The sequence below is a fragment of the Paracidovorax citrulli genome (genome assembly GCF_900100305.1).
GTDB classification, from domain to species: Bacteria; Pseudomonadota; Gammaproteobacteria; order Burkholderiales; family Burkholderiaceae_C; genus Paracidovorax; species Paracidovorax citrulli.
The window spans coordinates 97,914-117,630 of the sequence record NZ_FNEY01000014.1; the positions used below are offsets into that span (position 1 = coordinate 97,914).

General features: G+C 69.6%; 16 protein-coding genes and 2 pseudogenes. 12 read left to right on the forward strand and 6 right to left on the reverse strand.

Annotation, left to right across the window (positions count from 1 at the left end; all coding sequences use genetic code 11):
* Genes BLR99_RS11615 through BLR99_RS11625 form a run of 3 tightly spaced genes read left to right on the forward strand, consistent with a single transcriptional unit; the run spans position 1 to position 5,364 of the window.
* Complete coding sequence (locus BLR99_RS11615; RefSeq protein WP_011793839.1) at positions 1-912, forward strand: peptidylprolyl isomerase; 912 nt, start codon at positions 1-3, stop codon at positions 910-912.
* A gap of 22 nt (positions 913-934) precedes the next feature.
* Positions 935-1,648 carry a carbonic anhydrase gene (locus BLR99_RS11620; protein WP_011793840.1) on the forward strand — a complete coding sequence of 238 codons (714 nt, stop codon included), beginning with the start codon at positions 935-937 and terminating at the stop codon, positions 1,646-1,648.
* Positions 1,649-1,683: 35 nt separating this feature from the next.
* Positions 1,684-5,364, forward strand: coding sequence for a ribonucleotide reductase barrel domain-containing protein (locus tag BLR99_RS11625; protein WP_011793841.1), 3,681 nt, complete (start codon positions 1,684-1,686; stop codon positions 5,362-5,364).
* A gap of 265 nt (positions 5,365-5,629) precedes the next feature.
* Here the strand turns inward: BLR99_RS11625 and BLR99_RS11630 are convergent, their stop codons facing one another.
* Positions 5,630-6,019, reverse strand: a complete 390-nt coding sequence (locus tag BLR99_RS11630; RefSeq protein WP_011793842.1) for a VOC family protein — start codon at positions 6,017-6,019, stop codon at positions 5,630-5,632.
* Between the two features lie 280 nt (positions 6,020-6,299).
* Here BLR99_RS11630 and BLR99_RS11635 point away from each other — a divergent pair, with 280 nt between their 5' ends.
* From BLR99_RS11635 to BLR99_RS11650, 3 genes are all read left to right on the forward strand, one after another.
* On the forward strand, positions 6,300-6,896 hold the full coding sequence (locus BLR99_RS11635; RefSeq protein ID WP_011793843.1) for a hemerythrin domain-containing protein: 597 nt from the start codon (positions 6,300-6,302) through the stop codon (positions 6,894-6,896).
* Positions 6,897-7,292: 396 nt separating this feature from the next.
* A complete protein-coding gene (locus BLR99_RS11645; protein WP_011793897.1) occupies positions 7,293-7,916 on the forward strand; it encodes a cupin domain-containing protein in 624 nt (207 codons plus the stop codon).
* A gap of 76 nt (positions 7,917-7,992) precedes the next feature.
* Positions 7,993-9,459 carry an MFS transporter gene (locus BLR99_RS11650; RefSeq protein WP_011793898.1) on the forward strand — a complete coding sequence of 489 codons (1,467 nt, stop codon included), beginning with the start codon at positions 7,993-7,995 and terminating at the stop codon, positions 9,457-9,459.
* Positions 9,460-9,553: 94 nt separating this feature from the next.
* Here BLR99_RS11650 and BLR99_RS11655 read toward each other — a convergent pair whose 3' ends face one another.
* From BLR99_RS11655 to BLR99_RS11665, 3 genes are all read right to left on the reverse strand, one after another.
* Positions 9,554-9,841 carry a BTH_I0359 family protein gene (locus BLR99_RS11655; RefSeq protein ID WP_011793899.1) on the reverse strand — a complete coding sequence of 96 codons (288 nt, stop codon included), beginning with the start codon at positions 9,839-9,841 and terminating at the stop codon, positions 9,554-9,556.
* Between the two features lie 288 nt (positions 9,842-10,129).
* On the reverse strand, positions 10,130-11,431 hold the full coding sequence (locus BLR99_RS11660; RefSeq protein ID WP_041827224.1) for a DUF3108 domain-containing protein: 1,302 nt from the start codon (positions 11,429-11,431) through the stop codon (positions 10,130-10,132).
* 34 nt (positions 11,432-11,465) lie between these two features.
* Positions 11,466-12,248 (reverse strand): IclR family transcriptional regulator, encoded by a 783-nt coding sequence (locus tag BLR99_RS11665; RefSeq protein WP_011793901.1) that lies wholly within the window; start codon positions 12,246-12,248, stop codon positions 11,466-11,468.
* 107 nt (positions 12,249-12,355) lie between these two features.
* Between BLR99_RS11665 and BLR99_RS11670 the strand changes: the two genes are divergently transcribed.
* From BLR99_RS11670 to BLR99_RS23465, 5 genes are all read left to right on the forward strand, one after another.
* Positions 12,356-13,366 (forward strand): fumarylacetoacetate hydrolase family protein, encoded by a 1,011-nt coding sequence (locus tag BLR99_RS11670; RefSeq protein WP_011793902.1) that lies wholly within the window; start codon positions 12,356-12,358, stop codon positions 13,364-13,366.
* 4 nt (positions 13,367-13,370) lie between these two features.
* Positions 13,371-14,462: a TraB/GumN family protein gene (locus BLR99_RS11675; RefSeq protein ID WP_011793903.1), complete on the forward strand. Its 1,092-nt coding sequence runs from the start codon at positions 13,371-13,373 to the stop codon at positions 14,460-14,462.
* Between the two features lie 33 nt (positions 14,463-14,495).
* On the forward strand, positions 14,496-15,473 hold the full coding sequence (locus BLR99_RS11680; RefSeq protein ID WP_011793904.1) for a Bug family tripartite tricarboxylate transporter substrate binding protein: 978 nt from the start codon (positions 14,496-14,498) through the stop codon (positions 15,471-15,473).
* 143 nt (positions 15,474-15,616) lie between these two features.
* Positions 15,617-16,297: a type 1 glutamine amidotransferase domain-containing protein gene (locus tag BLR99_RS11685; RefSeq protein WP_011793905.1), complete on the forward strand. Its 681-nt coding sequence runs from the start codon at positions 15,617-15,619 to the stop codon at positions 16,295-16,297.
* 153 nt (positions 16,298-16,450) lie between these two features.
* On the forward strand, positions 16,451-17,542 hold the full coding sequence (locus BLR99_RS23465; protein WP_074687184.1) for a GGDEF domain-containing protein: 1,092 nt from the start codon (positions 16,451-16,453) through the stop codon (positions 17,540-17,542).
* A 69-nt stretch (positions 17,543-17,611) separates the two neighbouring features.
* On the opposite strand, the gene trhA is transcribed toward BLR99_RS23465, so the two are convergent.
* Positions 17,612-18,274, reverse strand: coding sequence for a PAQR family membrane homeostasis protein TrhA (trhA, locus tag BLR99_RS11695; RefSeq protein ID WP_011793907.1), 663 nt, complete (start codon positions 18,272-18,274; stop codon positions 17,612-17,614).
* A gap of 54 nt (positions 18,275-18,328) precedes the next feature.
* On the opposite strand from trhA, the pseudogene BLR99_RS22270 reads away from it, so the two are divergent.
* Positions 18,329-18,719, forward strand: a pseudogene (locus BLR99_RS22270) (type 1 glutamine amidotransferase family protein); the annotation flags it as partial.
* A gap of 652 nt (positions 18,720-19,371) precedes the next feature.
* Here the strand turns inward: BLR99_RS22270 and BLR99_RS23115 are convergent.
* Positions 19,372-19,527, reverse strand: a pseudogene (locus tag BLR99_RS23115) (transposase); the annotation flags it as partial.
* Positions 19,528-19,717 lie beyond the last annotated feature (190 nt).

The following is a 19,717-nucleotide window of genomic DNA, read 5'->3' on the forward strand; positions in this document are numbered from 1 at the left end:
ATGTCCTGCACCTGCCAAGACTCTCCTGCCTCCACCGGCTGCCGCGGCTCCGGTTCCGGGGGCGATCTGGATCACGCCGTCGGCATCGCCCCCGGCTTCGATGCGGACCTTCCCGGGCACGGTCCCGGCTCGCCCGCGCCGGCCGTCCCGGGCCCCGTTGCCTCGGTCAACGGCGTCGCGCTGCACCGCGCGGATGATGCGCCCGATGCGGACACGCTGCGCCAGCGTGCCTGCACCGAGCTGCTGCGCCAGGCCGCCCAGCGCGCCGGCCTGTTGGCGGCCGATGACGCGCCCGCCGACGACGGCACCACCTCCGAAGCCGCGACGCAGGCCATCGAGGCACTGCTGGAGCAGGCCCTCGCCGTGCCCGACCCGTCGGAGGATGCCTGCCGCCGCCACTACGAGGCGCACACCGCGCGCTACCGCGACGGCGAGCGCGTGCACCTGCGGCACGTCCTCTATGCCGTGACGCCGGGCGTGGACGTGCAGCGCCTGCGCGAACGCGCCGAAGCCGAACTGCTGCAACTGCGCTGCGCCCACGACGGAGGCGAGGCCTTCGCGCGTGCCGCACGGCAATGGTCCAACTGCCCTACCGGCGCGGAGGGTGGCGACCTGGGCTGGCTGGCGCGCGGCGACTGCGCGCCCGAGTTCGCGCGCGAGGTGTTCGGCGCGCAGGAGGTCGGCGTGCTGCCGCGCCTGGTGCACAGCCGCTTCGGCCTGCACGTGGTGGAGGTGGTGGCGCGCGACGCGGGCCGCCAGCGCGGCTACGGCGAGGTGCGCGAGGCCGTCGCGCTCGCGCTGCGCCAGCAGTCCTGGGTGAACGCGCTGCGGCAGTACCTGCAGGTGCTCGCGGGCGAAGCCGCGCTGCAGGGCGTGGACCTGGACGGCGCCGACACGCCGCTCGTGCAGTAGCGTTCCCGGGCTCCGCCACGCCATGCCCGACGAGCTGCTGCAGCGCCTGCGCCGTTTCCACGACGATGCGTTCCCGCGCTACCGCCAGCGCTTCCAGGACCTGGTGGCGCAGGGCCAGCGGCCCACCACGCTCTTCATCGGCTGCTCCGATTCGCGCCTGGTGCCGCACCTGCTCACCGGCACGGGGCCGGGCGAACTCTTCCTGGTGCGCAACGTGGGCGCCTTCGTTCCGCCCTGCGACGGCTCGCACGGCCACCACGGCACGGCCGCCGCGATCGAATTCGCGGTGCTCAGCCTGCAGGTGCGGCGCATCGTCGTCTGCGGGCACAGCCACTGCGGCGCGGTGAAGGCGCTCTACGGCGAGGTGCCGGCCGAAGCCCTCAACCTGCAGCGCTGGCTGGAGCTCGGCCGCGAAGCCGTGCTGCCCGTGCAGGCCACGCCCGAGGCGCTGCGGCGTACCGAACAGCGTGCCGTGGTGCTGCAGCTCGAACGCCTCATGGACTACCCCATGGTGCGGCGCCGCGTGCAGGCGGGCGAACTCACGCTGCATGGCTGGCACTACGTGATCGAGGAAGGCGAGGTGCATGTCTTCGACCTGGAGCAGGCCGGTTTCGTGGCCGCATCCAGTGCCGACCACAGCGGCACCGGGCCCTATGCGCCCTACGTCGAGCACGACGGGCAAGTCCTTTGCGCCGACGTTGACATAGCCCAGTGCGGCGCGCCGGCGCAGGAGTAGAAAGACGGCTTGGCCGTGTTCAGGAACTGGAACCCATGCAACGCGATCCGATCGACTCCCTCGCGCCCGACGCGGCGCCCCGCCTGCCCGAGCAGCCCATCAGCCTCGACGTGCTGCGCGAAAAGTACCTCAAGCCCGGCGAGGCCGATGCCGAGACGCTCTACCGGCGCGTGGCCCGCGCCCTGGCCTCGGTCGAGGCGCCCGAAGTGCGCGAGGCGATCGAGGCGCGCTTCCTCGCCAACCTGCGGGCCGGCGCCATCGGCGCGGGGCGCATCATGAGCGCCGCGGGCACCGCCATCCAGGCCACGCTCATCAACTGCTTCGTGCAGCCCGTGGGCGACTGCATCCAGGGCATGGACGAGGGCGGCTACCCCGGCATCTACGAAGCATTGCGCGAAGCGGCCGAGACCATGCGGCGCGGCGGCGGCGTGGGCTACGACTTCTCGCGCATCCGCCCGCGCGGCGCCGAGGTGAAGGGCACGGCCTCCATGGCCTCGGGGCCCTGCAGCTACATCAATGTGTTCGACCAGTCCTGCGCCACGGTGGAGAGCGCGGGCGCGCGCCGCGGCGCGCAGATGGGCGTGCTGCGCATCGACCACCCGGACGTGCTGGACTTCATCACCGCCAAGCGCACGCCCGGCCGCTGGAACAACTTCAATGTCTCCGTCGGAGTGCCCGATGCCTTCGTGCAGGCCGTTCTGGACGATGCGCCGTGGGAGCTGGTGCATCCCGCGCGCCCCGGCGCCGCGCTGCGCGAGGAGGGCGCCCGCCAGCGCGCCGACGGCCAGTGGGTCTATCGCACGCTGCCCGCGCGGGAGCTGTGGGACACGATCATGCGCTCGGCCTACGATTTCGCCGAGCCGGGCATCCTGTTCCTCGATCGCGTCAACACCGACAACAACCTGGCGTACTGCGAAAGCATCGCGGCCACGAATCCCTGCGTGACGGCGGACACCTGGGTGATGACGGACGCCGGCCCCGCGCAGGTGGCCGACCTCGTCGGCAGGCCGTTCACCGCGATCGTGGACGGGCGCGCCTTCCCCACGCTCAGCGCCGGCTTCTTCGCCACCGGCCACAAGCCCGTGCTGCGGCTGCGCACCCGCCAGGGCCACGCGTTGCGGCTGACGGAAGACCACTTGGTGCGGCGCGTGGCGAAACAGACCCGCTACGTGCGCGAGTTGGAGTGGGTGGCCGCGGGCGCGCTGCAGCCCGGCGACGACATCGTGCTGAACGACCACCGCGCCCTGCCGGGCTGGAGGGGCGAGGGCACCGGGGCCGAAGGCTACCTGCTGGGCCTGCTGATCGGCGACGGCACCTTGAAGGCCGACAAGGCGGTGATCTCCGTCTGGCTCGCGCAAGAGCAAGAGGAAGATGCGCTGCTCGTCGCCAATGGCGCGCCCGCGCCCTCCAGCGGCGCGCACGGCATCCTGAGGGCCGCCGAGGCTGCAGCGGCGACGCTGTCGCACCGGGCGGATTTCCGCGGATTCCAGCGCACGGTGGCGCGCAGCGGCGGGGCCTGCGCGGAGCGGCGCATGGCCAGCGGCGCCGTGCGTGCGCTGGCGCTGCACATGGGCATGCGCCCCGGCGCGAAAACCATCACCGCCGCCATGGAGCGCGCATCGTCCGCGTTCTCGGTGGGCCTGCTGCGCGGCCTCTTCGATACCGATGGCTCGGTGCAGGGCCGCCAGGACAAGGGCGTGAGCGTGCGGCTCGCGCAGAGCAACCCGGCGTTGCTGCAGACCGTGCAGCGCATGCTGCTGCGCCTGGGCATCGCCTCCACGCTGTACCCGGACCGGCGCACGGCCGGGTTGCGCCTGCTGCCCGATGGGCGCGGCGGCCAGGAGCCGTATGCCATACGGGCGCAGCACGAACTCGTCGTGAGCGGCGACAACCTGCGCGTTTTCGCCGAACGCATCGGCTTCGAAGACGCGGACAAGGCCGAGCGGCTGGCGACGGCGCTCTCCGGCTATCGGCGTGCGCTGAACCGTGAGCCGTTCACCGCCACCGTGCAGGACGTGCTGCCGGACGGACACGAGGACGTCTACGACGTCACCGTGGCCGACTGCCATGCCTTCGACGCCAATGGCCTCTGCGTGCACAACTGCGGCGAGCAGCCGCTGCCTTCCTACGGCTGCTGCGACCTCGGCCCCATCATCCTGCCGCGCTTCGTCCGCCATCCGTTCGGCTTCGCCGGCGAGCCGGCCTTCGATTTCGATGCTTTCGCGGCCAGCGTCGCCACGCAGGTGCGCGCGCTCGACAACGTGCTGGACGTCACCTTCTGGCCGCTGCCGCAGCAGCGGGCCGAATCCGCGGCCAAGCGGCGCATCGGCGTGGGCTTCACGGGACTGGGCAATACCCTTGCCATGCTGCGCCTGCGCTACGACACCGATGCGGGCCGCGCCATGGCCATGCGCATCGCCGAATGCATGCGCGACGCCGCCTATGCCGCCTCGGTGGAGCTGGCGAAAGAGAAAGGCGTGTTCCCGAAGTTCGACGCCGCGGGCTACCTCGCGCCCGGCACCTTCGCAAGCCGCCTGCCGGCCGCGCTGCAGGAGGCCATCCGCACCCACGGCATCCGCAACAGCCACTTGCTCTCGATCGCGCCCACCGGCACCGTGAGCCTCGCTTTCGCAGACAACGCCTCCAACGGCATCGAGCCGCCGTTCTCGTGGACTTACACCCGCCGCAAGCGCGAGGCCGACGGCAGCACCAGCGAATACGCGGTGGAGGACCACGCCTGGCGCCTCTACGGTGCGCTGGGCGGCGACGTGAACGCTCTGCCCGACTACTTCGTGAGCGCGCTGCAGATGCCCGCTGCCGGGCACATCGCGATGATGGAGGCCGTGCAGCCCTTCATCGACACGGCCATCTCCAAGACCGTGAACATGCCGGCCGACTATCCCTACGAGGACTTCAAGAACCTCTATCTGCATGCCTGGCGCGCGCGCCTCAAGGGCCTGGCCACCTACCGGCCCAACGCCATCCTGGGCGCGGTGCTGGAGGCGCCGGCTGCCGCGCCGGAGGCCGGCACCGCGACCACATCCGCTGCGCACGACGCATCAGAGTCTGCGGATAGGCCGGCCGTGCAGTCGTCAGCCATGCCTCCCGCCACGCCCGCGGACCCGATGCGCGCCGTGATCGAAAGCCGCCCCAAAGGCGCGCTCTCCGCCGTGGCCGAGAAGGTGGAGTACTGGACACAGGAGGGCCGCAAGACGCTCTACCTAATCGTCTCGTTCCTGCCCGTGCCGGACGGCCACGGCGGCACGGTGGACCGCGCGATCGAGTTTTTCATGCCCGTGGGGCAGAGCGGCGAATCGCAGCAGTGGATCACCTCCAGCATGCGCCTGCTCTCGCTCGCCGCGCGCGGCGGCTTCCTGGAGCGTGCGCTCAGCGACATGCGCAAGGTCGCGTGGGACCGCGGGCCCGTGCGCCTGGGCACGCACACCCGTGCCGACGGCGCCCGCGTGCCGCTCTGGCACGACTCGGAAGTGGCCGCCATCGCCTACGCCATCCAGAACATCCTGGCCCAGCGCGCCGCCGCGCCCGCCGGGCCCATGCGCCAGCAGGAGCTGCCGCTGGACGCTCCCGCCGCGCCCACCGGCCTGCCTCCCGCGATGGCCGGCCGCAAGTGCCCCGAGTGCGGCGCGCATGCCGTGATCCGCAAGGACGGATGCGATTACTGCACGCAGTGCGGGAACCTGGGCAGCTGCGGATAGATCCGGGCAGGCCCGGACGGGCATGTCGCTCCGGCCCGCGCATGGAGCCTCCCATGGCGGAGGGGCGGGTCCGTCCCGACGGGGACGATCCGCGCCTTGCCGAAGCGGTCGAGAGCGCCCTGCAGGAAGGGGGATCGCAGGGCTACGAACTCTCCGGCCACCAGGCGGTCCTGCGGGGGCGAAGATGAAGGCCGCCAGGAAGCTGGCAGGCAGTCTGGTCGGGGAACAACTGCGGCAGGAGGCGTCCTCAGGGCTTGCCGGCCCCTCATGCGGGGGGCGCGTGGCACACCGCCTCGACGTTGTGCCCGTCCGGGTCGCACACGAAAGCACCGTAGTAGTGGGGGTGGTAGTGCGGTCGCACGCCCGGGGGGCCGTTGTCGGTGCCGCCCGCCGCCAGGGCCGCGGCATGGAAGGCATCCACCGCCGCGCGGTCGGCCGCCCGGAACGCGACGTGGATGGCCGGCCGGTTGGGGCCGCCGCTGCGGATCCAGAAGTCGGTCTTGGGCGGCTCGCCGAAGCCGGCCATGTCCGTGCTGCCCGTGAGTTCCGCGCTCACTTCCATGAGCAATTGGTAGCCCAGGGGCGCGAGCGCCTGGGTGTAGAACGCCTTGCTCTTCTCGTAGTCGGCGACGGCGATGCCGGTGTGGTCGATCATCCTGGTTCCTCCTTGCCTGTGGTTGCACGCAGCCCGAGCCGAATGGCCCCTGCATTTGCCGCGAGCATTGTGGGGGCGGCTCAGGCTTGGGCAGATGGACTCGCGGGCACCGCATCGATCGTAGCGCCAGACAGCGCGTGATCGCTTCGGCGGAGCGGCGTCCGGGCTGTGCCAGGTCGCGGCCATTGCCCCAGGTCAATGGTGCGGGCCGCGGTGCGAGCGGCCGGCCCGCAGCCCGGGAGGACAATGCCGGAACACCCCGGTCTTCCCCCGCCGCCCGATGATCCGCTCGTCCGTCCCCTTTCCATCCCGGCCTCCCGGCGCTGGCGCTGCCGATGCGGCCGTCCCCGGCCTGCGCAGCCCCGCCGCCGGCTTCGACCAGCCCTTCGAGATGCTGCACGCCTGCCACGAGCGCGTGCAGCGCACGCTGGGGCTGCTGGAGCGCCTGCGCGCCCACCTGCGCGTGCAGGGCTGCGACGCGCAGGCCCGCGAGGCCGCGCGCGACGTGCTGCGCTACTTCGACATCGCCGCGCCACTGCACCACGAGGACGAGGAACTGCACGTGTTTCCGCCGCTGCTGGCGCAGGGGCCCGCCCCGGTGGTGGACCTCGTACGGCAGTTGCAGCGCGATCATGCCGCCATGGCAATGCTGTGGTCGCAGGCGCGCGTGCCGCTGGCCGCCGTGGCGGGCGGGGAGCCCGGTGCGCTGCCCTGGTCGCCGGAACAGGAGCGGGCGCTGGACGATTTTGCCGACCTGTATGCCGGGCACATTGACCGGGAGGAGGCGGTGGCCTATCCGGTGGCGCAGGGGCTGCTGCCGGAGGCCGTGCTGGATGGCATGGGGCAGGAGATGGCGCGGCGGCGGGGCGCCGCATAGTCCGGGGGGCGTCCTCGCGCCTTCGGGCACCGGCACCGCGTTACTCGCCGGAGTCTCGCCAGGCGGACCGGAATCAGTCGTGTGCGAGAGACGGGAATCCGGGGGGCACCGATGAGGTCAGCCAGACACCGTTCTCCACTTGGTGGAACATGTGCCCGCCCGCATGCAGGCGCTGCGCCGCGATCCGCAGGACCACGGGCTCGCCATGGCGGCGACCCACCTCCAGGGCAGTTAATGGTGCGTGTTTCTCTCTGAAAAGTTGCCCTTTTTCATGCAAAGCATCGCGTGCCGCTATGCAGTGCAGTTGTTGTTACTTATTGTTTCGACAACGGTTGAGTCTGAAAATTCCGGTGCCGGACTCCTCGTGTCCGGAGCGCCAACTACCGGAATCCACCCATGGTCTTCGCCCTTCGCGCGGTATTCAGACTACCCGCCATCACTTCCCTGTGCGTCCTTTCGATTTTCCACGCTGGCAGCGGCTGGGCGCGAGAGCCGATTCCCCTGCTGCTCCAGGCCAGCGAAGGCGAACAGCTCACGCGGCGGTGGGGCTATCCCATGACCATCAAGGTCGATCCCGTGACGGCGGGCGCGCGCGATTTCTCCGCCGGCACCGAAGACATCGCTCCGGGAAAGAAGATACCCCTGCACCAGCACCCGCACATGGAGGAGCTCGTCATCGTGCAGTCGGGCTCACTGCTTGCGCACGTCGGCGACCAGCACCGGGTTGTCGGGCCGGGGGGCATGGCCTACGCCCCGGCCGGAACCTGGATGGGTTTTGAAAATACCGGCAATACGACGGCGACCGTCATCTGGATATTCCCCCGGCCGGGCTTCGAGGAATATGTCAGGGCCACGTCCGTGCCCGCCGGCGCGGCGGTCACGCCCCTGGGCGGCGATGAACTCGCCGCCATCCGCCAGCGGTATCGCGGGCATATCGAACTCAACGGGGGCGATCTGGCTGGCTATCCCACCGAGGCATTGCCGCCCGCCGTCGCCATCTCCGAACGTTCCAAGCCATAAGCGCCGCAGGCGTTTTCCACCGTATCGGGGCCTGAGGGCGCGCGGCTCCGCACTCTGCAAGAAGGAGGGGTTTTGCATGCCCGAAAGAATATTGTCCAGCCAGGGGACTCTCCTCGCAGAACCCGCAGCCTTGCCCCAGGGGCAGGCCGGAGCGGGGATCCGTCCCGATGCGCGCCGCTGGATGGCGCTCGCCGTGCTGCTGACCGGTGCCTTGCTGCCCCCGCTGGATTTCTTCATCGTCAATGTCGCGCTGCCGGCCATGCGCGCCGACCTGGCGGCCAGTGCAGCCATGTCGCAAATGGTCATTTCCGTGTATGCCGCTGCGTATGCCGTCACGCTGATCCTGGGCGGCCGGCTCGGCGACCTGTACGGCCGCCGGCGCGTTTTCATCTGCGGCATGCTGGGGTTCGGCGCGTCGTCGGTGCTGTGCGGGCTGGCCACGTCCCCCGGTGTGCTGGTGGTCGGCCGCCTGCTGCAGGGGCTGACCGCCGCCGTCATGGCGCCGCAGCCGCTGGCAACGATCCACGCCCTTTTTCCCGCGCACGAGAAGAACCGCGCTCTGGGCCTGTACGGGGCCGTCTTCGGGATGGCCGCCGTGGCAGGACAGGGCCTGGGGGGCGCACTGGTGGCCGCCGACTGGTTCGGCCTGGGCTGGCGCAGCGTTTTCCTGGTCAATCTACCCGTCGTCGCCCTGGCCGTGCCCGCCACGCTGATGCTGGTGCGGGAGAGCCGCTCGGCACAGGCGATGCTGCTGGACGTGCGCGGCGCAGGCCTCCTGGCGGCCGGCCTGCTGGCGCTGCTGATTCCCCTGATCGAAGGCCGCGAGCACGGATGGCCCTGGTGGTGCTTCGGGCTGCTGGTGGCATGTGTGCCGCTGCTGCGGGCTTTCTGGCGTTTCGAACAGGGCCTGGAGCGTGCGGGTGGTGCGCCGCTGCTCGCGCCGTCGCTGCTGGCGCAGCCGGGGCTGCGCCGCAGCCTGGCTGCCACGCTGTGCTTTTATTCCATCGCGCCGTTCTTCCTGATTTTCTCCATCTACCAGCAGGCGGGCCTGGGCCGTGGCCCTCTCGCCGCGGGGCTGGCGCTCATGCCGATGGGCGTGGGGTTCCTGTGCGGCTCGCTGTGCAGCCGCGGGGCCGCCCTGCGGCTGGGCGCGGGAACGGCCACCTTCGGCATGGTGGTCGAGGTGCTGGGCATGCTGAGCGCCTCGGCCCTGGCCGTGGCCCACCATGCGCCGTGGCTCGTCCTGCCGCTGTTCGCCATCGGCCTGGGCCAGGGCATGGCCATGCCGGCCCTGGTGCGCCTGAACATGGACCAGGTTGATGCCCGCTGGGCGGGGCTGTCCGCGGGCCTGGTCCACGCCACCCTGCAGATCGGCGCGGCGATTTCCGTGGCCGTCATCGGGGGGCTCTTTTTTGTCCTGGCGCCCCAGGGGGCGGGTGCCGGGGCGGTGCAGGTCGGGTTCTCCGTCACCTCCGCCATCATCGGCGCGTGCCTTGCGGGCGCGGCCATGCTGGCATGGAAAGTCCGCCCCCGGGCGGACTGATCGCCAGCGCTCCAGGGCTCGCTGCAGATTGCGGGCGCCCAAAGAAAAAAGCACCCGAAAAGGGTGCTTGGTTGATCCGGGATGGAGGTGGGCCTCAGTGCACCACCACCGGGTTCTGCGCCAGCCCCACGTACCCGTCGAGCGTGTCGTCCACCTCTTCCTGGGTGGGCGTGTCGCGCTGCCAGGCCAGGATCTGCTGCTGGAACATCTCGGCCCAGGAGCCGTCGAGGTACACCTCCTTGCCGGAGCGCTTGTCCACGATCTCGAAGCCGTGGCGCACGAGCTGGTGCACGGGCGGCACGCCAGCGGGTGCCTCGGCCTCGCCGGTGTCGGGCTGCATGTGGACCACCACGAAGGAGTCGGAGTCGTAGAGCATGTGCATGGTGTTCCCCTGTCGGTCAAACAATCGTTTACTTGGGTCAGATGGCCACCCGGGCCCCGAAGTTCAAGACCCTCGGAAACCCGTCCTTGCATACGCCGTGCCAGCCCTCCCGGACCGGAGCCCGGACGGCGCGCCCGAAAGCGGATGCGTGAGCCCAGTATTTCATGAAAAGCCCGGCCGTGCAGGCTGCGGGGCGAAGTCACGCCACCGTCCCACGAAGCTGTGGGCGAAACCGCACACCGCCCTGGCGTGGCCGCCTGCCCGCGCGCGAGGGGCGGCCCGCCCGCTTCAGGGGCTGCCGCGGCCCGACAGCTGCAGGTCGGCGTAATCTCCATTGCCCTTGGTGAGGCGGATGCGGGCGGGCAGGAAGCCCAGCGAGGGGGCCAGCCACAGTTCCGCCTTCTCGTCGGCATCGCGGCGCGGCAGGCGTTCCAGCTTCAGCGCCGGGGTGGGGCCTATCGGCAGGTCGAGCGTCTCGGTGCCTTCGATGGTGAAGGTCCAGCGGTCGGCATTACGGGCTCCCACGGTGGTGAAGGTGATGCGGGTGCCGTCGGGGTAGCGCTCGGGCGCGGCCGCCAGCAGGGCACCGAGCTGGATGAACACGCTCAGCCGGTCCTGCGCGCCCGCGGCGATGGCGGCCGGGGCGTTGCCCCCGCTGAAGGTGGCACGGCCCGCGCCGAAGTCGAAATCCGCCGCCTGCTCCCTGCTGGCCTGGTCGCCGAAGCGCCTGGGCTGCAGGCCCGCGGGCGTGACCACGCCGCTGCTGGTCTGCGACCGGGATCCGAGCAGGAAGGCCTTGATCTCCTGCCGGGCCTCGTAGCCGGCATCGTCGTGGCGCCAGACGAGCGTGGCATCGGCACGGTAGGTGAATTTCTTCACTTCGCCGCTCACGTCGAACGCGAGGCGCAGCGAGGGTGGCAGGCGCACGGGCGGCGGGTTGGCGCTGGCATCGGTGGCAGGCCCGTTCGGAGGGCGGATCTCCACGCCCGCATTGCGGGTGTCGGCGGGATCGCTGGCGCCGGCGGCGGGTGCCGGGGCCGCGGCAGCCGTTGCGCCGGATGCCGCGGAGGAAGCGGCGGAGGAAGCGGCGGAGGAGGGGGCGCTGGCCAGGGCCGCGGCGGCCTGTGCGGCGGTCCGCGCCGCCTGGGCCGCGTCCGTGGCCGTGTCCGCTGTCGCTTCCGTGGCGGAGGAGGGGGCCGCCTCCGCCATCGGGGGGGCGGACGGCGCCTCGCCTGCGTCGGCAGGGACTGGCGGGGGGGCCGGAGCGGCCTCTTCGGCCGGAGAGGGCGAGGGGGCTGGCACGGGGGGCGGAGCCGGCGGCGCGGGGCGCGGCTTGCGGACTTTCGCCGGCCTGGGCGGCGGTGATGGTGGTGATGGCGGCGCGGCCGGCTGCGCCGCAGGCGGTTCCGGCGCGGCGGCGGGTTCCGGGGCCGGCGGGGCGGGCGGTGGCGCCAGCATGCGCGTATGGAAGGCCATGCGTTCGGGCCGTCCTGCGTCCGTGCCGCCGGTCCAGCGCGGCAGGCCGAACAGCACGAGCGCATGCAGGGCGGCCACCAGGGCGGTGAGCGCCGCCAGGACGCGGCGCGGCATCAGCGGCCCCCGCGGCGGCAGGCAGCGGCCATGCTCATGCCTGCCCGTAGCCCAGGTCGCTGGAGAGCCGGCGCGCCACGGCACGCAGCGGCGCGTCGATGGCGCCGCCCCATTCCGGGTCGAACGTGGCGATGGAGCCCAGCGTGGTGATGCCCAGGGCCAGGTGGCCGCCCGCGTCGAACACCGGCGCGCAGAAGGCCACGATGCCCGGCAGCAGCGTGTCCACCACGCGCGCGGAGCCGCGCTGGCGCACTTCCTCCAGCATGGGCTGCAGGGCCTCGGGCGTGGCGGGAATGTCCTTGCGGCCGCGCCGGGCGGCCTCGGCCAGTTCCTCGGCGATGAGCCCGGCCGTCACGTCGGGCGCCAGGTGCGCGGCGAAGCAACGGCCGGTGGCGGAGGACAGCAGCGGCATCACGTCGCCCAGCCGCAGGTTGGCGGTGACGGACTGGTGCGACTCCTCCCAATGGACGATGGTCGGCCCCCGGTTGCCCCAGACGGCCAGGGCCAGCGTCTGCTGGATGTCTTCCATGAGGGCCGGCAGGCGCTCGCGGGCGAGCCGCACCGGGTCCAGCCGGGCGAGGGAGGCCAGTCCGAGCTTCAGGGCCGCCGGGCCCAGGTCGTAGCGGGCGGTGCGCTGATCCTGCGCGACGAGGCCCATGCGCTGGAAGCTCACGAGGTAGCGGTGCGCCTTGGCGGCGCTCATGCCGGCGGCGGCGGCGAGGTCCTTGAGCATCAGCGGGCCCCGGCTGCGCGTCAGGCCCTCCAGCAGCGAGAAGCCCACTTCCACCGATTGAATGCCCGCCCTTTCCTTGTCCATCTGCAATAGAATTCCCGCAGTTTTGTTTAGTTAAATCAATTTAACCATTCGTAATTTGTGTCAGGCAGCGTACCGGCTCGCTGCGGAGACAACAAGGTCTGAGCCCCATGAAACTCGCCACCTACAAAGATGGTTCCCGCGACGGCCAGCTGGTCGTCGTTTCCCGCGACCTGGGCACGGCGCATTATGCGACCGGCATCGCGAGCCGCCTGCAGCAGGTGCTCGACGACTGGGGCTTCCTCGCCCCGCAGCTGCAGGACCTCTACGAGCAGCTCAATGCCGGCCGCGCGCCGCATGCCTTCCCCTTCGAGCCCGAGCGCTGCATGGCCCCGCTGCCGCGCGCCTACCAGTGGGCGGACGGCTCTGCCTACATCAACCACGTGGAGCTGGTGCGCAAGGCGCGCAACGCCGAGGTGCCCGAGAGCTTCTACGCCGATCCGCTCATGTACCAGGGCGGCAGCGATGATTTCCTGGGCCCCTGCGACGACGTGGTGGTGCCCAGCGAGGCCATGGGCATCGATTTCGAGGCCGAGATCGCGGTGGTGACCGGCGACGTGAAGATGGGCGCCACGCCCGAGCAGGCGCTCGACGGCATCCGGCTGGTGATGCTGGCCAACGACGTCTCCCTGCGCAACCTGATCCCCGCGGAGCTGGCCAAGGGCTTCGGCTTCTTCCAGTCCAAGCCCGCCACCGCCTTCAGCCCCGTGGCCGTCACGCTGGACGAGCTGGGCGACGCCTGGGAGGGGGGGCGCCTGAACCTCACGCTGCAGTCCACCTGGAACGGCCGCAAGGTCGGCATGTGCGATGCCGGGCCCGAGATGACCTTCCATTTCGGGCAGTTGATCGCCCACATCTGCAAGACCCGCAACGTGCGCGCCGGCTCCATCGTGGGCAGCGGCACGGTCAGCAACAAAGGCGTGGAGCAGAACGGCCGCATGGAATGGCCCAAGGGCTACAGCTGCATCGCCGAGAAGCGCTGCATCGAGACCATCCAGGACGGCAAGCCCTCCACCGAGTTCATGAAATTCGGCGACACCATCCGCATCGAGATGAAGAACAAGGCCGGCCAGAGCCTGTTCGGCGCCATCGACCAGGCGATCGCCAGCCCCGCCGCCTGACGCCATGACCCTGCCCGCCGCCTTGCGCCGGCTGGCCGCCGCCGGGCTCTTCTGCCTGGCGCCGGCCATGGTCCCGGCGCAGCCCGCTCCGGCGACCGTGCCATCGACCGCGCCCGCCGCCGTGCCGGCGTCCGCACCCGCTTCCGCCTCGGCCTCCGCTGCCCGCCCCGCGGCTTCCGTGCCCGCGCCGGCCCATGCGGCCCGGCGGGCCGACTGCCCCCCGCTGCCCAAGCCGCTCGATCCCGCCGGCATTCCCCAGGCGCTGCAGAAGGCCCGCGACCGCGGCCTGCTGTGGCGCGTGGAAAAAGACGGACGCACGAGCTGGCTCTACGGCACGGTGCATGCCGCCCGGCGCGGCTGGATGCTGCCCGGCCCCACGGTGATGGCCGCCGTGCGCGCCAGCGACCGCGTGGCGCTGGAGATGGACCTGCTGGACCCCACGGTGGTGCAGAAGCTGCAGGCCGCCCTGCGCAAGCCGGCGGACGCCCCGCCGCTGCCCCCGGACCTGGAGCGCCGCCTGGCCGCGCAGCGCGATGCCGCCTGCGCCGACCCCTCCGTGCAGCAGATGCGGCCCGAACTGCAGGTTTCGTCGCTGGTGGTGATGTCCGCGCGGCGCGAAGGCTTCGATCCCGCCTATGGCATCGACGTCGTGCTGGCCGGGCTGGCCCGCGGGCTGCACAAGCCCGTGGTGTCCCTGGAGTCGGTCGAACTGCAGGTGCAGACGCTGGCGTCCGACGACCCGAAGGAAACCGCGGCCGCCGTCGCCTCCGGCCTCGACCAGTTGGAAAACCATTCCGCGCGCGAGACCCTCACCACGCTCGCCACGGCCTGGTCCGACGGGCGCGCCAACCTGCTGGAAACCTACGGCCAGTGGTGCGGCTGCCAGCGCACCCCCGAAGAGCGCCAGGCCTTCGAGCAGCTGGTGGTGGCGCGCAACCCGGGAATGGCGCGCGCCATCGTGGCCGAGCACCGCGCGGGCCATAGCGTGTTCGCGGCCGTGGGCGCGCTGCACATGGTGGGGCCCCAGGGCCTGCCGACGCTGCTGGCCCGCGAGGGCTTCCGGGTCGAGCGCGTGGAATGGCCCGCGCGGCCCTGATTTTCGAGTGAAGACAACAACAGGAGACAACACATGCACCGCAGAACCCTGCTGGGCAGCGCCGCCGCCGCGGCCGCCCTGGCCGTCCAGCCCTGGGCGCGCGCCCAGGCCGACTACCCCGCCCAGCCCATCCGCTGGGTCGTGCCCTATCCGGCCGGCGGCGGCACAGACGTGCTCGCGCGCACCGTGGCCGAGGCGCTGCGCACGCCGCTGGGCCAGCAGATCGTGGTGGACAACCGCCCCGGCGCCTCCACCAACATCGGCGCGCAACTGGTCGCCACCGCCAAGCCCGACGGCTACACGCTGATGTCGGCCGACAACGCTCTGCTGGCCTACAACGAGCACCTGTTCAGCAAGCTGCCGTTCAGTCCCGACAAGGACTTCACCTACATCGGCGGCCTCTCGCGCTTCCCCCTCGCGCTGGTGGTGCATCCGGGTTTCGAGGCGCGCACCTTCCAGGAATTCATCGCCTATGCGCGCGCCAACCCGGGCAAGCTCAGCTACGCATCGCCCGGCAATGGATCGCCCCACCACCTGGCGATGGAGATGTTCAAGAACCGCACCAGGACCTTCCTGACCCACATCCCCTACCGCGGCGCGGCCCCGGCGCTGCAGGACGTGATGGGCGGCCAGGTGCCGTGCATGTTCCTCGACCTGGCGGCCGGCCTGCCGGTGATCCAGTCGGGCAAGGTGCGCGCGCTCGCCATCGGCTCCGGCCGCCGAGCCGCCAGCCTGCCCCAGCTGCCCACGCTCGCCGAAGTGGGCGTGCCCGATGCCGAGGTCTATGCGTTCCAGGGCGTGCTCGGCCCCGCGGGCCTGCCCCCGGCCGTCGTCGCCCGCCTGAGCGGCGAGATCAACAAGGCCCTGGCCGCGCCCACCGTCGTCCAGCGCATGCAGGATTTCGGGATGGAGGCGCTGCCCGGCACGCCCGAGCAGTTCCGCGCCATGGCGCGCGGCGAGGCCAAGCGCTGGGGGCCGATCATCCAGGCGGCCGGCGTGAAGCTGGACTGAGCGGCTGAGCGGCTGAGCGGCTGAGCGGCTGCGCGGCGGCGCTGTAGGCCGGCGCCGCGAACGCGGCGCCATGGGTGCGTGGGCAGGGGGGATTGCGCTACGGTGGAGTGTTGTGTTTCCCCACTCGACGAAAGCGACACCCCATGGCCCGCATCCTGATGGTTCTCACGTCCCATGACCGCCTCGGCGACACCGGCAAGAAGACCGGCTTCTGGCTCGAGGAATTCGCCGCGCCGTATTACGTTTTCAAGGACGCGGGCGCGGAGATCACCCTCGCATCCCCCGAAGGCGGGCAGCCGCCGCTCGACCCCAAGAGCGACGACGAGAGCGCCCGGACCGACGCCACGCGCCGCTTCAAGGCCGATGCCGAGGCGCAGCAGCAACTCGCCACCACCGTGCCCCTCGCCAGCGTGCGCGCCGGAGACTTCGATGCCGTGTTCTACCCCGGCGGCCACGGCCCGCTGTGGGACCTGGCCGAGGACGCGCAATCCATCGCGCTGATCGAAAAAACCTTCGCCGCCAAGAAGCCGCTGGCCCTGGTCTGCCACGCCCCCGGCGTGCTGCGCCACGCCAAGGCACCGGGCGGCGAGCCGCTGGTGAAGGGGCGCCAAGTGACGGGCTTCACCAACAGCGAGGAAGAGGGTGTGCAGCTCACGAAGGTGGTGCCGTTCCTGGTGGAGGACATGCTCAAGGGCAATGGCGGCGAGTACGCCAAGGGCGCGGACTGGGCGCCGTTCGTGCTGGCGGATGGGATGCTGGTGACGGGGCAGAATCCGGCGTCGTCGGAGCCGGCGGCGAAGGCGTTGCTGCGGTTGCTGGGGTGAACTTCACGCCAAGGGCGCCTGCCCGATGAGCGGAAGAAGCCTCCGGGAGGCGGCAACTGCAGAGCGTGACTACAATGGCCCTCCATACTCACTGCCATGCGACCGTCCCCGAACTCTCCGCCGACAGCTCGCATGCTTCGGCCAATTGCACGAATGCTGGTGGTAGTGCAGGTGGTGGCACTGCTTCTGGGAGTGGTGGGAGCAGGCATGCTGGTCTGGACAGCTGCTAAATTCAACGCAGCGAGCGACTGGGTGGAGCACACCCATGAGGTTTTGGACAGAATCAGTGCGGTACGAACCGAATTGCTCCGGGGCGGTTTGGCGTTACGTAACTATGCAATTTCTCCAGCTCTTCCGTATCTGGAGCGAGCCCGCGCCGCAGCAAGGGGTGCTACCGACGCTTCCGAACGTCTTGAAGAGCTCGTTCAAGACAACCCCAGGCAAAGCGACCGGGCTTTTGCTCTGCGAGCGGAAACTGCAGAGGTTGTCGGGTGGATGAACAGCACCGCAGTGATCGCAGAACGCGATGGACCGTTGGCTCTGCTCGCCAGTCTGGCGCCCCGAATTTCCCAGGACTCGGCAAAGGTCCTACGGCAGCAACTGATGGCGATGGAGGCCGAAGAGCGCTTGCTCTTGCAAGCCCGGACGCAGGAAAGGGCACGCGAGTACAGGCGGTTGATCATAGGGGCGACCCTCGGTGGCGCGGCGTTCATCATTTTTCTTGTCTGGAGCGTCACCTATGCCGCAGCCCTTTTCCGCCGCAGCACCACGCGAATCGAGACTCTCAGCGAATCGGCAGACTGCGACCCGCTCACGGGTTTGCTGAACCGCCGGGCGTTGGAAGAGCGATTCACGAGCCTCGCAGGCTACCCTCTGACCGTTGTCGCGTTCGATCTGGACGATTTCAAGCCGGTCAACGATACCTATGGGCACCAGGCCGGCGACGAAGTTCTCATGGTCACCGCAAAGCGCATGTTGCGTGAATGCCGGGATGGCGACCTGGTGGCGCGAGTCGGCGGGGACGAGTTTGTCGTGGTTCTCTCCGGAGTGTCGGACGCTGATACCGCTCGCTCCGTGTGCACTCGTCTGCAGCATGTGCTGTGCGAGCCCATCCAGTTGCACACCGCGGCGGTCCGGGTCGGGGTTTCCCTGGGCTACGAAGTCTCTCCCGGCGGCATCGGCTTGAGCGACTTGCTCGCCAGAGCCGATGCGGCAGCCTATGCTCAGAAATCAGCCCGCAGGTGAAAAAACCTGCGCGACGTGGGAGCCGTAACCCGTGGTGGCCCAGGCTGCTTCCTGCGCCGCGACCCGCGGTCAGGCCACGACGCTGACCACCGCTGCATAGTGGCTCGCCGTTCCACCCAGGACAAACAGGTGCCAGACCCCATGCGCATGGCGATAGCCGGCGCGATTGACGTAGAAGACCGTGCCCACCGTGTAGAAGACTGCGCCGGCGAGCAGCCACCGCAGCGCTATGGCGTCGATCCGGGCCAGCAGCGGTACGGCAGCGGCCACCATGGCCCAGCCCATGCCCATGTAGAGTGACAGGGGTGGTGCTGGAGAAACGACGCCAAGTTCGCGCGCGATGCCCAGCAAGGCGATGATCCACACCGCCACCAGCACGGCCCAGTCCCAGGCACCCCGCGCCGCGACCAATGCGAAGGGTGTGTAGCTGCCGGCAATGAGCAGGTAGATGGCGCAGTGGTCCGCCCGCTGCCACCACAATTTCGCGGCCCCATGCGAGCTGTGGAAAAAGGTGGATGCCGCATACAGTGCAACGCAGGACAGCGAAAAAACCAGCCCCCCAGCGATCTTGCCCACGTCCCCGGTGGGCAGGCTGACGATGAGCATGAGGGGAACGCCTGGGATAGCCAACGCGAACCCCAACAGGTGGGTGCAGGTGTTGAAGCGTTCGCCGGGGCGCATTCCCATGGAGCAGCGGTGAATTGGCGCCAGTGGATCAGCCGGGCGTGACATCGGCGTGAAGAAAAGGGGATGGCCCAAGCGGTATTCGCCAGACAGGGTTGGCGCGCCCGGACCGATGCCACGCGCCGTTTCAAGGCCGATGCCGACACGCAGCAAACTGGCCACCGCCGTGTCGCTCGCCAGCGTGCGCGCCGGAGAGTTGGGCGCCGTGTTTTATCCCGGTGGCCACAGCCCGCTGCGGGAACTGATCGAAGACGCGCAGTCCATCGCGCTGATCACAAGGTGACGGGCTTCACCCACAGCGAGGGAAGAGGGCGTACAGCTCACAAAGGTGGTGCCGTTCCTGGTGGAGGACATGCTCAAGGCCAACGGCGGCGAGTACGCCGAGGGGGCGGACTGGGCGCCGTTCGTGCTGACGGATGGGATGCTGGTGACGGGGCAGAATCCGGCGTCGTCGGAGGCGGCGGCGAAGGCGTTGCTGGAATTGTTGAAGTAAGTTTGCCAGGTTTCGGCGCAGGCTCGCTTCCTGGCTGGGCAGTGGAGCAGTAGCTTGGGAGTCCTGGGGGTTCTGCCGCGTGGAGATAAATTCGGATAGAAAATCGCCTTGAATTTCGGTCTTGCCGGCCAATTGGACAATGACTGCTCGAGGGGTGAATTAAAATTCTGTGCCGGACCGGATTGGGCAGGGAGTAGGATGCCGAATGATGCGAATTCTTGTGGGCACATTGACGATTGGGCTGGCCTTTATGCTATGCTTTCCCGCATTTTGGTATGGATCTCTAGGGTTGTACTGGTTGGCCGCGAAGATATTCGGCTCAAGTCTTGGATTAGGAATGATTCTGGTCGCGCCAGTTTGTATGTTGATCGCTTTTGCGTTCGCTCTTAGGATTGTCATGCTAGGAGTGGTTCTATTTGAGAGGTGGAGCGCACGATTCGATATTGAAAAATGAGAGCGCGCGTGATTCCTATATTTTGGGTATGAACTAATTTGAGCCAATTGGATACGAAATTATCAATAAACCAATATCCCCGTCCAGCAGTACGCGTGATACGACGAGGTCCGGCAGCGACGCCAAACGGGCTTAGAGCGTGTTATGAACTTCCCGCCGCAGCCAGCACCCGTGCAGCGGCAGGCAACATGAGCACAGCGAAGTCCAAGGCTGGGCCAGCGCATCTGCACGCCAACGCTCCAGCGTGCTGGCACTCACGCCGATCTCACGCGCCAGCTCGTCGGGCGTGGCGCTGTGCGGTGGCAGCAACCTGCCCACCGCTCTGTCTTTGAATGCTTGTCCGTATCGTGCCAACTGGCTTCTCGCTCTTCGCCCCCGGGGTGAAACACACGGCAGCGGGCCGGCGCCTGAAGGCACCTGCAAGGCTGTGCATTTGTGGACGATGCGCTGCGCGCACCGGCCCGCTTGCCGTGGACAACGCTTCGCGTTGCCCACCACGCAGACCTTCGACCACAACTACACAGCCTCCTACTACCTTCATGAA

What these genes read in the sequence shown, in the direction of transcription:
- BLR99_RS11645 (WP_011793897.1), top strand. Translation starts at nt 7,293, where the DNA reads ATGGTCTTCGCCCTTCGCGCGGTATTCAGACTACCCGCCATCACTTCC.
- BLR99_RS11625 (WP_011793841.1), top strand. Translation starts at nt 1,684, where the DNA reads ATGCAACGCGATCCGATCGACTCCCTCGCGCCCGACGCGGCGCCCCGC.
- BLR99_RS11670 (WP_011793902.1), top strand. Translation starts at nt 12,356, where the DNA reads ATGAAACTCGCCACCTACAAAGATGGTTCCCGCGACGGCCAGCTGGTC.
- BLR99_RS11660 (WP_041827224.1), bottom strand. Translation starts at nt 11,431, where the DNA reads ATGCCGCGCCGCGTCCTGGCGGCGCTCACCGCCCTGGTGGCCGCCCTG.
- BLR99_RS11675 (WP_011793903.1), top strand. Translation starts at nt 13,371, where the DNA reads ATGACCCTGCCCGCCGCCTTGCGCCGGCTGGCCGCCGCCGGGCTCTTC.
- trhA (WP_011793907.1), bottom strand. Translation starts at nt 18,274, where the DNA reads ATGTCACGCCCGGCTGATCCACTGGCGCCAATTCACCGCTGCTCCATG.
- BLR99_RS11650 (WP_011793898.1), top strand. Translation starts at nt 7,993, where the DNA reads ATGCCCGAAAGAATATTGTCCAGCCAGGGGACTCTCCTCGCAGAACCC.
- BLR99_RS11680 (WP_011793904.1), top strand. Translation starts at nt 14,496, where the DNA reads ATGCACCGCAGAACCCTGCTGGGCAGCGCCGCCGCCGCGGCCGCCCTG.
- BLR99_RS11655 (WP_011793899.1), bottom strand. Translation starts at nt 9,841, where the DNA reads ATGCACATGCTCTACGACTCCGACTCCTTCGTGGTGGTCCACATGCAG.
- BLR99_RS23465 (WP_074687184.1), top strand. Translation starts at nt 16,451, where the DNA reads ATGCTGGTGGTAGTGCAGGTGGTGGCACTGCTTCTGGGAGTGGTGGGA.
- BLR99_RS11620 (WP_011793840.1), top strand. Translation starts at nt 935, where the DNA reads ATGCCCGACGAGCTGCTGCAGCGCCTGCGCCGTTTCCACGACGATGCG.
- BLR99_RS11685 (WP_011793905.1), top strand. Translation starts at nt 15,617, where the DNA reads ATGGCCCGCATCCTGATGGTTCTCACGTCCCATGACCGCCTCGGCGAC.
- BLR99_RS11635 (WP_011793843.1), top strand. Translation starts at nt 6,300, where the DNA reads ATGATCCGCTCGTCCGTCCCCTTTCCATCCCGGCCTCCCGGCGCTGGC.
- BLR99_RS11665 (WP_011793901.1), bottom strand. Translation starts at nt 12,248, where the DNA reads ATGGACAAGGAAAGGGCGGGCATTCAATCGGTGGAAGTGGGCTTCTCG.
- BLR99_RS11615 (WP_011793839.1), top strand. Translation starts at nt 1, where the DNA reads ATGTCCTGCACCTGCCAAGACTCTCCTGCCTCCACCGGCTGCCGCGGC.
- BLR99_RS11630 (WP_011793842.1), bottom strand. Translation starts at nt 6,019, where the DNA reads ATGATCGACCACACCGGCATCGCCGTCGCCGACTACGAGAAGAGCAAG.